The following is a 12,572-nucleotide window of genomic DNA, read 5'->3' as shown; positions in this document are numbered from 1 at the left end:
AATCATGATAAAATTTATTTTAAGAATTGCTTTTTTACTTCTGGTTTTTATAAGTGCTGATTTACTGGCTCAGGCACCAGCAATTATTACAAAACCCGAAGCGGGAAATACAGATTATATTGTAACAGGAAACGTGACTCTAATTGCAACTCAAAGTATAACTTTAAAGCCCAATACATTAATACAGGCTGGAAGCACGTTCGCTGCAAAAATAATTCCGGATGCATATGCTCCATTGGCTCTAAGTAATGAAAATTATATTTTTACACGCTCTTATCAAAAAGCAATGATTAGCAGTTCTGGTATTTCAGAAAATAGTGATGTCATCGAGGGCGTAACGTATTTTGACGGGCTTGGCAGACCAATGCAGAATATTGCTGTTAAAGCATCACCAGGCACTCAAGACATTGTTACATATATTGGATATGATGATTTTGGCAGGCAGCATAAAGAGTATCTGCCCTATATAAGCAGCACTGGCGCTATTGCATCTTATAGAACAAGTGGAGATGCAAATACAAATAGCTATTATGTTTCAAATTACCCTGTTGATATTAACAGCTCAGCTCCAAACCCATTTTCTGAGAAACAGTTTGAAGCATCACCATTAAATCGTGTTTTAAAACAGGCAGCTCCCGGAAGTGCCTGGGCTTTAAATTCAGGTCATGAGATAAGATTGGATTATCAGACTAACTCAGCTGGTGAAGTAAAATTGTTTACAGCTAATACCACATGGAATGGGACACTTGGTGTATTTGATATTGGTTTAGGAAATGCATCCGGATCCACTTTTTATACATCTGGGGAATTGTATAAAACGGTAACAAAAAATGAAAACTGGAGCAGTGGAAATGAAAATACCACAGAAGAGTTTAAAGACAAGGAAGGCCGTGTTATCCTTAAGAAAACTTATGGTGTTTCTCTTGTCAATAACACTGCCGTAAATACTTCACATGAAACCTATTATGTCTATGATATTTATGGTAATTTAACCTATGTACTGCCTCCAAAAGCTGATGGATCTATAACTGCATCTGTACTGAGTGATTTTTGTTACCAATATAAATACGATAATCTGAAACGTTTGGTAGAGAAAAAATTACCAGGTAAAGAATGGGAATATACAGTCTATGATAAACTGGACAGACCTGTCCTTACCCAAGATGCTAATTTAAGAGTTAATAATAAATGGGTCTTCACCAAATACGATGCTTTTGGCAGAACTGCTTATACAGGCGAATATGTAAACACAACACAAACAACCCGTATAGCAGTTCAGGGACTTGCCAACGGAACTATTTTGTTTGAAAATAAATCCGCCACAGCAATACCAATTGCTGGAACAAATGTCAATTACACTAATGCCGCTTTTCCAACAACGGGTATAGATTTATGGACGATCATTTATTATGATAATTATCTTAATTTTGATTTAGATGGCGGTACAACCGTTGCCTCTTATGGTATTACTCCTATTATTAATGCAAAAGGATTAACCACTTGCTCTAAGGTTCGTATCTTAGATTCTAATCCTGCTGCATGGACTACCCATATAAACTATTATGACGGTAAAGGACGCCCTATTTACAATTACAGTAAAAATAACTTTCTTTCGACTGTAAATACTTCCAAAAGCCAGCTTGATTTTGCAGGTAAAACAATTGAAACTACCATTACCCATGAAAAAGGAAATGCAGCAGAAATTGTAGTAGTAGACTCCTTTACGTACGATCACATGGGCAGGATACTCACTCGGAAACAAAAAATAAACAGTCAAACTCAAGAAACTATTGCAATGAATAGTTATGATAATTTAGGGCAATTAATTTTAAAAGGTGTTGGAGGCACAGGCACAAATGTACAAACTGTGAATTATGGTTACAATATTCGTGGTTGGCTTAAAAATATTAATGATGTAAATACTTTGGGAACCGACTTATTTGCTTTTGGAATTAACTATAACGCTCCAAGTACAGGCACTGCACTGTTTAATGGAAATATTAGCCAGACTCTTTGGAGAACTGCTGGTCAAGATAATAGTTTAAGGAGTTATTCTTATTCTTACGATGCTTTAAATCGATTAACAGCTGCTACAGATAATATAGGACGTTATAATGAGAATCCTTCTTATGATAAGAATGGCAATATAATGAAGCTATTCAGAAATGGCAATACGGTACTCAATACTTCAAATTATGGTAGTATTGATAACTTGGTTTATACGTATGGCTTAGGCAACAGACTTACTAAAGTTGAAGATACTTCAGGCAATACACAAGGATTTAGTAACGGTTCGACGGCAGCGACAGAATATACTTATGATGATAATGGTAATATGAAAACTGATGCCAATAAAGGTATCAATACATCAATTGTTTATAATTATTTAAATCTGCCAACCCAAGTAACATTAACAGGTGGTACCATTAATTACACATACGATGCCACTGGAGTAAAACAACGAAAAGTAGCGGGAACTATTACAACAGATTATGCAGATGGTTTTCAATATGAAAACAATACTCTTCAGTTTTTCCCTCATCCAGAAGGATATGTACGCAATAATTCGGGAGTTTATGAGTATATTTATCAATACAAAGATCATTTAGGAAACATTCGTTTAAGTTATAATAAAAATTTAAACATTATTGAAGAGAATAATTATTATCCGTTTGGCCTCGAGCAGAAATCACATACTAACATTGTAAGTACGTTAGGGAATGCAACAGCACAGAAGTATAAATATAATTCAAAAGAATATCAAGACGAGCTGGAACTTAACATGTATGATTATGGATCACGTAATTATGACCCAGCTATAGGTAGATTTTTCAATATTGATAAATTTGCAGAAAAATATGATGAAAATACCCCTTATCATTACGCCAAAAACACCCCTGTCTTTTTTATAGACATTCACGGAGACAGTATAAAACCTGTAATTACATCGCGATTTCTTAGAAGTATGGATCCAAGAAAGACGAGAGAAATGCATGATTTTGGGCAAACTAGATACAAAGGAGCTACTTATGCTTGGAACACTAAAACTAATCAAGTCGACATTACTTTAAATATACAAACGAGTTACAGCTTTTTATTAAATGATTCCGGTTTTAATAAATTAAATCCTTTTATTAAGGATGATGTTCAAAATCATGAGGGAAAACATCAAGAACAAATAGTTGAAGGATTTAGTGCAAAAATAACATTTAAATATGGTGGAAAGACCTACACAGGTACTGTTGATGAAATTGCAACTCAGATGGCAAAAGCAGGAGTTGAAATTCCAATAAATGATTTGATTAACACTGCTGCTAACAATATTAATACACAGAACCCTCCAGATACAGCCGAAGAGGATGCCCAAAAAGTAGAACGAGAGAAAAGCAAAAATCCTGACGCTCCGGTATATATGGACTATCAGACAGAAGAAGAAAAAAAATTAAAAAAACAGTAATATGAAATTTAAATTAGGAATATTTGGCATATCGATTTTATACATATTTTATTCTTGCAAAAATACAGCAGAAGTAAATTTTAAAGAAGGACAAAATTATAATCAAAAATATGATATAGCGGAAACTATAAAAGGAAAAAGAATTATTGGTATGATTGATTCTTTAAATCAAAAGAATTATTTAATTCCTAGTGAATTCAATAATTTGTATATTGATTTTGATTATTTTGATGCTTATATTACTTATGGAGCAGCTTTCTCTACTCGTGATTTTATTTTGAAAAACACCACTAACTCTGAAGCATTAACTGCCATTGTTAATAGTGACAATCAAATGTTTTCTGAAATACCCGACGAAAAAATTATAAAACGTAGATATTCAAATTTAGTTTATAAAATGCCATCAATAAATAAATCTTTGAAAGATTTGGCTAGGGAAAGATTGAAAATGCTAAATAATACTCCATAATTAGGTCTAAAAAAGATATTTTTTAAGATTTATAATTATAAGTACCAAGGTCAAGAGCGTCAAGATGAGTTATCACTGAACTGGGACAGCTTTAAGTGGAGGAATTACGATTATGCTATTGGAAGATTTATGTGCATTGATCCACTAGCAGAAAAGTATACCTATAATTCACCTTATGCTTTCGCAGAAAATAGAGTTGTTGATGGCAGAGAATTAGAAGGCCTTGAATGGGTAGATTCGCATAAAAATAAAAATCTCATTTATGATCCATCAGCTAATAACGGAAAAGGAGATTTTACAAAATATGCTACTCAGGATGATAGAAATATGGCTAAATCATTAAACATGACTGAAACAGGAAGAACTCAGTTTAATAAATTTGTAAATTCAGATATACCAACTACAGTAACACTTGATAAAGAAAATTTATTCAAAGATGGCAATGGGAATTTTATAGTTGGTGAAACTACACCTTCGGAAAATGGTTATGTAAAAGTAACTGAAGGGATGAATCAGGTAAAATTTCTGATGTAAAAGTAAAGGGATTTGATATCGTAATGTATGACAAGGCCATCGATGCAACACTAAATTCTAAAGAAAGTATGAATACTTATGGTAAATCAATTCCTAAAAGTATGAATTTTGCTAAGTTATTAGGTGTTGCTTTTGGACATGAGATTAAACATGCAAGTAAAGAAGATGTTGTTTATCGAATGAATAATCCTAAGACAGAAGAAAATCCTGCTATTGAAATTTCTAACAAGATAATTGACGAATTAAATAAAAAATAAAATGAGATTTTTAAAAAATAAAATAATTTTTATATTTGCTTTTGCACAATTGTTAAGCGCACAACAAGTCGATAAAAATAAAAATTGTGCCGAGATTCTAGCTAGAGAATATTTTTTCAAAATGGGTATCAGTGACAGTATAAGATCAAAAAACATGCCTATAATTTTTACAGAAGTTTTGAATGGCAAAGAATTTGAAACGCAGACAAACGGTATCTTTATCATTTCAAATTTTAATGCTCACAGAAAAAAAATGATTCTTTTAAAAAAAGGAAATAATATTAAAGTTTTAACATTTACAATAACTAGTTCATCATTAAAGGAAATGGTTGAATTTTTAAATGAGTTAAAGGTAGATGATGACGAATTATTTCAATATATGGATTTTTTAAAGGGATATGTTGATTCATCTAAATCTAAAATAGTCACAAATAAGATAGCAGATAGTGATTGGCTTGAATGTAACTAAATAATGGTAGTGTTTAGGTAATGTATCAGATGTGTTGGTGATATTCAAAAGATGATAAAGTATGGAAAGATAAAGTCTGGCAGTCAGAGATATATTTGCAGAACATGCAAGAAAATTAGAGTTGAAAATTATGCATATCTAGCTTATAAAGGAGATATAAATCAAAATATAAATCAATTAACCAAAGAAGGATTAGGAATAAGAAGCACGGCAAGAATACTGAAGATATCAACGAAAACATTATTAAAAAGAATCGTTATTATCGCCCGAAATATTACCAAGCCGATTATCAGCAAGGGCAAAACGTATGAAGTTGATATTAAAAATAACAATGAAAAATTTTTCATTCATGAGATAGTTGAAGATAAAATATTGGGTTATACCCACAAAGGAATTTATAGATTATATACAAACAAGAGTCCCTCTTTCATGTATATAATTTTGAAGAAAGGGAAGAATTTCAGAATAATAGATTTGAAAAACTTTTCAAAATCACTCAAAGAAATTTCAGAATTTTTATCATCTGGGTTTAGTGATAAAGTTGTCGCAAAGTATTTAGAAGAAATTTTAAAAGTTTATAACTATAATGATTATGATGAGAAAATAAGCATGTAAATTTACTATCATTAGTAAATTTTTCAGATTTACAATTTCGTTAATGTAGCAATTCTGCAGTATTTGTTCTTCGAAACTAAAAGATATTGATAATCAGTAATTATTATTAAATAAAATTAACTTTAAAGGGATGTGCGTAACTATCTCTCTATACGTTTTGGGTTTGCCTCGGATGATGCTCCCGAAGAAAACCCTTTAAAAGATTTATAATTTTTCATAATTCAGCGAACTTCATTTTAACTATAAAATTTTTTTCTATTTCTATTATTTCATAAATACTTAAAAAAGTCGGCTAATGTTTTCAAGTCTTTCAATAAAAGGTTAGAATTCAGTCCGTTTAGTCACTTAAGAGGATAGTCAAATTTGATCGCCCTTTTTAAATTTGAGGTTAATTTTTTTTTTAGTTGTTTTTAGTGTTTTTATTTCTCTTTTTCTAGCGGAAAGGGTGGTCGATTTACTCCGGAATTACGGGGTAGCTTTTCATGATTAAATTTTCTTTTTATTATAATTTAGAAAGCTATATATAAGTAGTCTTATTTATCTAAATAATGCCTGGTCTTGTTAACTTTGTATTAAAATATATCTTCAAACGAGTCGGCTAAAATTTTTAAATCTTCGAATAAAAGGTTAGAATTCACTCCTTCTAAGTTCACATCAAAAGCCACTCAATTGAGTGGCTTTTTTGTTTTGAAGAAGATAGGTTTTTAGGGATCAGGTTCAAAAGTTGGGATAAGCAAAATTTATTCACAATATGAAGTTTTAAAGATAAAAAAACTATACCTAAACAATTAGTTTTAAATTCATAATTTTGAGATCTAATGCTATTGCCTTACAATATAGAACTAAGGATAAAAATCTTCTGTAGTAAGATTTTCGACTCATAGTTTTCTGAAATTTCAATTTTATTTATATGAAAACATTCAAGGATTTTAAATCATATAATCAGTTTATGGGTATGGAAATACCTCTGGATAACGATATTGACGTTGGTTATTATGATCCTCCCAAAATAATTTTAAATTCTCAGCGGGTTGTTGTTGATTTTTACAGGATCTCTATCAAAATAAAATATAAAAGAAGATCTACTCCGCATGTTGCGCCTGTTTCTGCGGTATTTTTTAATACACCGGATTTAATTATTGAACCAGGCTGGGATGCTGAACCTAATTATACCGGGATGTATCTCCAGCTTTCTAAACAGATCATTGAAGAAAACAGGTTTTTATTCAAAACGTATTTAAATTACGGGCAACACGAAGCTTTATATTTAACTGATGATGAGGTTGAAGAAGTATCTGCAGTTTTTAAATTAATGATTAAATATTATGAAAGTGAGAAAAAACATTTTGGAGTTTTACTTTCTTATGTGAATGTGCTTGTATCTTTGGTAGAAGCATTTTATAAAAGGCAATTTTCTACTGATCCTAAACAGTATAATCGTGTTGTTGCCCATTTTCAGCAAAGTCTGATTGATTATTATAATCAGCCTGTAAAGCAGCTTCCAAACGTTCAGTATTTTGCTGATCAATTGGGATTGACGGCGAATTATTTAGGCGATATCGTTAAACACTTCACTCAAAAATCGGCTTTGGAGAATATCCATGATTTTATTATTAAAAGAGCTAAAGAATTATTACTTCAAAATCAAAAATTAAATACTGCTGAAGTTGCTTATGAACTAGGTTTTGAATACCCCAATTATTTTTCAAAATTCTTCAAGAAGCAGGTTCATCTCACACCAAAAGAATTTAGATTGCAAGCCATCGGCAAAAATTAAAGAATTTAAACACCTTCAAAAGAGGTGTTTTTTCATTTTCAGTAATTTGTATCTTTTTTATAGGTAATCTGTTTCTGTCGAATGTTTTTCACAACGGTAAATTTGCAAAGTAATTTTAAAACAGCTTAAAATGAAACACGATAACACCAGTAATAAAGACGAAAATTCGCGTCGGAAATTCTTTCAGCAAACCGCAATTGCCGGAGCGGGCTTACTGTTTACACCAAGCCTGATTACGGCTTCATCCAGCAATATTAAAGTTAATCAACAAAAAAAGGATCAACAAAACAAGGATCAAGAAAATAAAATGACTACCAGAAATCTTGGAAAGTTAAAAGTTTCTGCATTGGGAGCAGGCTGCATGAGTATAAGCGCTAATTATGGTGCGCCGGCAAAAATTGAAGAGGGTATTAAAACCATTCACAAAGCGTATGAAAGCGGGGTTACCTTTTTTGATACTGCCGAAGTTTACGGACCTTATACAAACGAGAAATTAGTGGGAGAGGCATTAGCTCCATTTAGAGATAAAGTAGTTATTGCAACTAAATTTGGTTTTGAAATTGGTGCGCCTAATATCACTTTAAACAGCAGACCGGAACATATTAAAAAAGTGGTTGAAGAATCACTAACCAGACTTAAAACAGATAGAATCGACCTTTTATATCAACATCGTGTTGATCCTAATGTGCCAATTGAAGATGTTGCAGGCACGGTAAAAGACTTGATTGCAGCAGGTAAAGTATTGCATTTTGGTTTATCTGAAGCTAACACTGCAACTATTCGCAAAGCACATGCTGAATTGCCTGTTTCAGCCATTCAAACTGAATATTCTTTTATGGAGCGAAGCGTGGAAAAAAACGGTGTTTTGGATTTGTGCGAAGAATTAGGAATAGGTTTTGTTCCGTGGGGACCACTGGGGATGGGATATCTGGCAGGACAATTAAACGCGCAAACTCCTTTTGATAGTAAATTGGATCTACGTTCAGCATTTGATCGGTTTACGCCGGAAGGTTTGGCTGCTAATATGCCAATTGTGAACCTTCTCAACCGTTTTGCATCCAACAAAAATGCAACATCATCCCAGATTGCACTTGCCTGGCTTTTGGCTAAAAAACCTTTTATTGTTTCTATCGCAGGAACCAGAAACATCCCTCATCTTAAAGAAAATTTAGGAGCTTATGATGTTCACTTGTCTGCCGCGGAATTTCAGGAATTAGAAACAGAGTTTGCAAAATTGAAAGTACATGGCGGAAGAATGAATGAAATGCAAATGACTTTTTGCCAATAATCTAAATTGGCTTACTCTCAATAGAATTATCGAGATCTTTTTATAACAATCATATTCAAGAAGATTATCCAAAATATGTAGGGAAATATATTTGGACTTTAAATTATTATCAATCAAATATTAAATAAAATTACAATGAATACGAAAAAAAAAGTTTTATTAATCAATACGCATTTAACGTATCCTAACTGGAGCGAAGGCAAACTGAATGATTCATTCCACCAAAAGGCTAAGGAATTTTTTGAAGCTAATAATTTTCAAGTTTTAGAAACAAAAGTAGAAGATGGTTATGATGCCGGCGAGGAAGTAGAAAAACATTTGCAGGCTGATATTATGATTTTGCAGACGCCTATCAATTGGTTTGGAGCACCGTGGATTTATAAGAAATATGTAGACGATGTTTTCAACAATGGTTTACAAAGTGAAAAGTTTCTGGCAGGTGATGGCAGAACCAGAGAAGATGTAACCAAACAGTACGGAACAGGTGGGAAAATGCAGGGCAAAAAATTTATGGTTTCCGCTACCTGGAATGCACCTAAAACAATTTTTGACGATCCAAATCAGGTACTTTTTGAGGGGAGAAGTACTGCTGATGCTCTAATTCAGATCACCAGTAACTACCGCTTTTGCGGTGTTGATATTATTCCTGATTATAATTGTTTTGATATTTTTAAAGAAGGTGATATTGTTGGCGATTTAGAAAATTATCCTTTGTATCTTAAACAATTTTTAGTTTAATATTTAAAACACCTTACAAATGAAAAAATTAATCCATAATCTTCAAAGCAGTTTTTCAAACAGTTTATTCCTGAATTTAATATTTGCAGCACTATTTTTTTCTTGCAGTACTATGTCGGCCCAAAAAAAAGATATGATGGTTCGTCTTTCGGAAATTGAAATTTATCCTGAATATTTATCTCAATATAATGCCATATTAAAAGAGGAGTCTGCGGCTTCAGTAAAATTAGAACCTGGTGTACTGGCAATATTTCCTATGTATCAAAAAAATGATTCCACCCAAGTAAGAATATTAGAAATCTATAATGATAACAATGCTTATCAATTGCATTTAAAAACGTCTCACTTTCAAAAATATAAAACAACCACGATCAAAATGGTTAAATCATTGAAGTTGATAGACATGAACGCAATAGATCCGGAATCTATGAAAATGTTGTTTAAAAAAATGATTGATTAATTTGTATTGGCAGTAATTGTTCCATGATGGCGCTTGGCAATTGTATGCAAAGGGACAGACAAGTTCATTTCCTTCCATAGTCATCTTTGGAATGAAGCATTCACTGATGATTTGTTAAAGGAAATTTTTTGTGACAATGAAGCTTTCCTAATTACAAATGACCTTATTATTTACTAAAATAAGACCTTTTATACTTATTGTACTTTTATCAGAATTTGAATTTAAAAAGATATATCCCTCTTTATCTAAAAGTATTAACGCATCTAATACTCTCGCTTGTTTTTTGTTTTCATCAAATATGCTCTCGTTCACTGGTGTGTAAGTCTTAAAAACAATAGTTAGTAAACTTGTTAGTTCTTCTAAAGTACAACTCATACCGTATCTGTCGGCAAGCATTTGCAGAATTTTTATATGAAAGTTTGGTAGTGTTTCCATAACAATAGCTTTTGCTAGTATATACGAAAACAGACTTCAAATGGATTTTTTTGAAGGGTTAAATTGTTATAATTGCTAACCTTAATTGCTAAAATATACGCAACGATTGCGCGGAAATTCTTTCCGTGACGGTTCCTATAGTAATAAAAACTAATGTCAAGTTTATATTTAAAAACTGGATTTTAGAATACGCTTTTGAAAGAATGGAATTCAGCGTGTGAATTTAAATATCCATACTATGAAAAAATAAAATATTCTTTGAAACCAGCTTTAATCAAATTGCGCAATATATTTTCAAGCTGTAGTAGCATAACATCATAAAAAAACGGATTATAGTGTACACTATAATCCGTTTACAAATAAAATCTAATAATTTATGAATTACCATACAGGTTTGATTCCCCTCCATCAATGGCAATGGTCTGCCCGTTTACATACTGGCATTCATCGCTAAGCAAAAAGGCCACAAGGTTACCCACATCTTCCGGTTTACCTAACTTTCTTGTAGGGTTTCTTTGTGCATATGTTGTTTCAGCTGCTTTTGGGTCGGCTGGATTAACCTGTTTAAAAGCTTCTGCTACCATTGGGGTCAGGATAGCGCCAGGTGCAATTGCATTGGTATATATTCCATCTTTACCATATTCTATGGCCGCATTTTTAGTCATACCAGACACGGCATGTTTACTTGCTACATACGGCATCTGGTTGATAACACCCCTGATTCCGCCTACAGAAGCTACGTTTACAATTTTTCCTCCGCCTCGTTTTTGCATTACCGGGATCACATATTTTAGACCGTAATAGACACCCATAAGGTTAATGTCGATTACTTTCTTGAATACATTGATGTCATAGTCAACTAATGGCGCCTGTTTTCCTTCGATACCTGCATTATTGTAGAATCCATCGATACCGCCAAACTCCTGAACTGTTTTATCTACATAATTTTTAACTGCCTGTTCATCTGAAACGTCAGCGACGATAGTGATAACTTTTGCAGTTGGAGCCACTGACTGGATTTCTGCTTTTGCTTTTTCTAGTGCTTCGGCATTGTAATCTACAATCGACAGGTTGGCTCCTTTTAATGCTACGGCTTTACTTGCTGCTAGTCCAAGACCCATAGCTGCTCCGGTAATAATAATTGTTTTGTCTTTAAATATGCTCATGATATATAGTATTAAAATGTATTAGTGAAAAAATATTCATTTAAAATTCAAATTATTAGCTCATGCCTCTCCATATCATATCAAAGCAGTTATCGATGAGCTGCTGGTTTAATGGAAATAATTTTTGTATGATACCCGTAGAGCAGGAGCGAACCGCACCATCAAAAAAGCTGATGAGTATAATTGCATCCACTGCTTTGATAATTCCTTCCTGCTGTCCTTTTTCTAAAAGATTATATAGCGGCTTGTTCTGTTTTTCATATTCCGCCAGTTGTTTTGCAAAATTGATCTGGATGTAGCCGGACTGCTGATACTGATCGATAAAAACGGTTTCGTCATAATTATTGAGTCTGTAGTTGAGCATGTTGATATAAATTTGCTTAAGGGATTGCCTTATTGGTACATTAATATCAAAGTCGCGATACATTGCCTGTGTCATTTTATCCTCTACTGCTGCGTAGGCCAACTGCACAACCTCTTCTTTATTTTTGAAATAGATGTACAGGGTTCCGGCGGCAATTCCGGCTGTTTTACTTATGCCTGAGATCGTAACACTTGCTAATCCCTGTTTGCCCGTAAGTACAAATACCGAATTTAAAATTTTTTCTTTTTTATCAGGATCTAATGGTCTCATATCGTAAAGTTAAATGAAATTATATTCATTTAAGAGTAAATTTGTAAATTATAACTTTTTTTTAAGGGAGTTTGATGCAATAATCTAGAAGACAAATTTTTCAAACAATTAAATTTAATGCATTAAAAGCGCTGGAATTATTACAAATCTTTGATTTTCAGAAGCTAAATCGCACAATGATCATCTTTATTTTATTTACCACTGTGTTAATAATAATTACTGATTTAGGCAGAAATCGATGTGAAGTAAGTTTTACTTATCAAAATGGTATGT

General features: G+C 32.5%; 13 protein-coding genes. 10 read left to right on the top strand and 3 right to left on the bottom strand.

The genetic code is table 11. The features are described 5' to 3' along the window. Positions 1-4 precede the first annotated feature (4 nt). The 10 genes from ACHRVX_RS13445 to ACHRVX_RS13400 all read left to right on the top strand — a co-directional run bounded on the left by ACHRVX_RS13445 (position 5) and on the right by ACHRVX_RS13400 (position 10,064). Positions 5-3,457: a DUF6443 domain-containing protein gene (locus tag ACHRVX_RS13445; RefSeq protein ID WP_395332995.1), complete on the top strand. Its 3,453-nt coding sequence runs from the start codon at positions 5-7 to the stop codon at positions 3,455-3,457. A 1-nt stretch (position 3,458) separates the two neighbouring features. Then, on the top strand, positions 3,459-3,926 hold the full coding sequence (locus tag ACHRVX_RS13440; protein ID WP_395332993.1) for a hypothetical protein: 468 nt from the start codon (positions 3,459-3,461) through the stop codon (positions 3,924-3,926). A gap of 15 nt (positions 3,927-3,941) precedes the next feature. Next, on the top strand, positions 3,942-4,460 hold the full coding sequence (locus ACHRVX_RS13435; protein ID WP_395334085.1) for an RHS repeat-associated core domain-containing protein: 519 nt from the start codon (positions 3,942-3,944) through the stop codon (positions 4,458-4,460). A gap of 68 nt (positions 4,461-4,528) precedes the next feature. Then, positions 4,529-4,717 (top strand): hypothetical protein, encoded by a 189-nt coding sequence (locus ACHRVX_RS13430; RefSeq protein WP_395332991.1) that lies wholly within the window; start codon positions 4,529-4,531, stop codon positions 4,715-4,717. A gap of 1 nt (position 4,718) precedes the next feature. Continuing rightward, positions 4,719-5,186, top strand: coding sequence for a hypothetical protein (locus tag ACHRVX_RS13425; protein WP_395332989.1), 468 nt, complete (start codon positions 4,719-4,721; stop codon positions 5,184-5,186). Positions 5,187-5,237: 51 nt separating this feature from the next. Then, complete coding sequence (locus tag ACHRVX_RS13420; RefSeq protein ID WP_395332987.1) at positions 5,238-5,801, top strand: hypothetical protein; 564 nt, start codon at positions 5,238-5,240, stop codon at positions 5,799-5,801. 910 nt (positions 5,802-6,711) lie between these two features. Next, positions 6,712-7,578, top strand: coding sequence for a helix-turn-helix domain-containing protein (locus ACHRVX_RS13415; protein WP_395332985.1), 867 nt, complete (start codon positions 6,712-6,714; stop codon positions 7,576-7,578). 130 nt (positions 7,579-7,708) lie between these two features. Further along, positions 7,709-8,866: an aldo/keto reductase gene (locus ACHRVX_RS13410; protein WP_395332983.1), complete on the top strand. Its 1,158-nt coding sequence runs from the start codon at positions 7,709-7,711 to the stop codon at positions 8,864-8,866. Between the two features lie 135 nt (positions 8,867-9,001). Next, on the top strand, positions 9,002-9,604 hold the full coding sequence (locus ACHRVX_RS13405; RefSeq protein ID WP_395332981.1) for an NAD(P)H-dependent oxidoreductase: 603 nt from the start codon (positions 9,002-9,004) through the stop codon (positions 9,602-9,604). A gap of 19 nt (positions 9,605-9,623) precedes the next feature. Then, positions 9,624-10,064, top strand: coding sequence for a putative quinol monooxygenase (locus ACHRVX_RS13400; protein ID WP_395332979.1), 441 nt, complete (start codon positions 9,624-9,626; stop codon positions 10,062-10,064). A 147-nt stretch (positions 10,065-10,211) separates the two neighbouring features. On the opposite strand, the gene ACHRVX_RS13395 is transcribed toward ACHRVX_RS13400, so the two are convergent. The 3 genes from ACHRVX_RS13395 to ACHRVX_RS13385 form a co-directional block, all read right to left on the bottom strand. Then, positions 10,212-10,499, bottom strand: a complete 288-nt coding sequence (locus ACHRVX_RS13395; RefSeq protein WP_395332977.1) for a hypothetical protein — start codon at positions 10,497-10,499, stop codon at positions 10,212-10,214. 374 nt (positions 10,500-10,873) lie between these two features. Next, entirely contained in the window at positions 10,874-11,665 is a 792-nt protein-coding gene (locus ACHRVX_RS13390; RefSeq protein ID WP_395332975.1) for a glucose 1-dehydrogenase, read from the bottom strand. A 55-nt stretch (positions 11,666-11,720) separates the two neighbouring features. Then, positions 11,721-12,299 (bottom strand): TetR/AcrR family transcriptional regulator, encoded by a 579-nt coding sequence (locus ACHRVX_RS13385; RefSeq protein ID WP_395332973.1) that lies wholly within the window; start codon positions 12,297-12,299, stop codon positions 11,721-11,723. Positions 12,300-12,572: the final 273 nt, after the last annotated feature.

It is taken from the genome of Flavobacterium sp. FlaQc-47 (assembly GCF_044006475.1).
Lineage (GTDB): Bacteria > Bacteroidota > Bacteroidia > Flavobacteriales > Flavobacteriaceae > Flavobacterium.
The sequence above is the reverse complement of the archived record's forward strand: the minus strand, read 5'-3'. Positions and strand labels throughout refer to the sequence as shown.

What these genes read in the sequence shown, in the direction of transcription:
- ACHRVX_RS13405 (WP_395332981.1), top strand. Translation starts at nt 9,002, where the DNA reads ATGAATACGAAAAAAAAAGTTTTATTAATCAATACGCATTTAACGTAT.
- ACHRVX_RS13420 (WP_395332987.1), top strand. Translation starts at nt 5,238, where the DNA reads ATGATAAAGTATGGAAAGATAAAGTCTGGCAGTCAGAGATATATTTGC.
- ACHRVX_RS13425 (WP_395332989.1), top strand. Translation starts at nt 4,719, where the DNA reads ATGAGATTTTTAAAAAATAAAATAATTTTTATATTTGCTTTTGCACAA.
- ACHRVX_RS13440 (WP_395332993.1), top strand. Translation starts at nt 3,459, where the DNA reads ATGAAATTTAAATTAGGAATATTTGGCATATCGATTTTATACATATTT.
- ACHRVX_RS13390 (WP_395332975.1), bottom strand. Translation starts at nt 11,665, where the DNA reads ATGAGCATATTTAAAGACAAAACAATTATTATTACCGGAGCAGCTATG.
- ACHRVX_RS13430 (WP_395332991.1), top strand. Translation starts at nt 4,529, where the DNA reads ATGAATACTTATGGTAAATCAATTCCTAAAAGTATGAATTTTGCTAAG.
- ACHRVX_RS13415 (WP_395332985.1), top strand. Translation starts at nt 6,712, where the DNA reads ATGAAAACATTCAAGGATTTTAAATCATATAATCAGTTTATGGGTATG.
- ACHRVX_RS13410 (WP_395332983.1), top strand. Translation starts at nt 7,709, where the DNA reads ATGAAACACGATAACACCAGTAATAAAGACGAAAATTCGCGTCGGAAA.
- ACHRVX_RS13400 (WP_395332979.1), top strand. Translation starts at nt 9,624, where the DNA reads ATGAAAAAATTAATCCATAATCTTCAAAGCAGTTTTTCAAACAGTTTA.
- ACHRVX_RS13395 (WP_395332977.1), bottom strand. Translation starts at nt 10,499, where the DNA reads ATGGAAACACTACCAAACTTTCATATAAAAATTCTGCAAATGCTTGCC.
- ACHRVX_RS13445 (WP_395332995.1), top strand. Translation starts at nt 5, where the DNA reads ATGATAAAATTTATTTTAAGAATTGCTTTTTTACTTCTGGTTTTTATA.
- ACHRVX_RS13385 (WP_395332973.1), bottom strand. Translation starts at nt 12,299, where the DNA reads ATGAGACCATTAGATCCTGATAAAAAAGAAAAAATTTTAAATTCGGTA.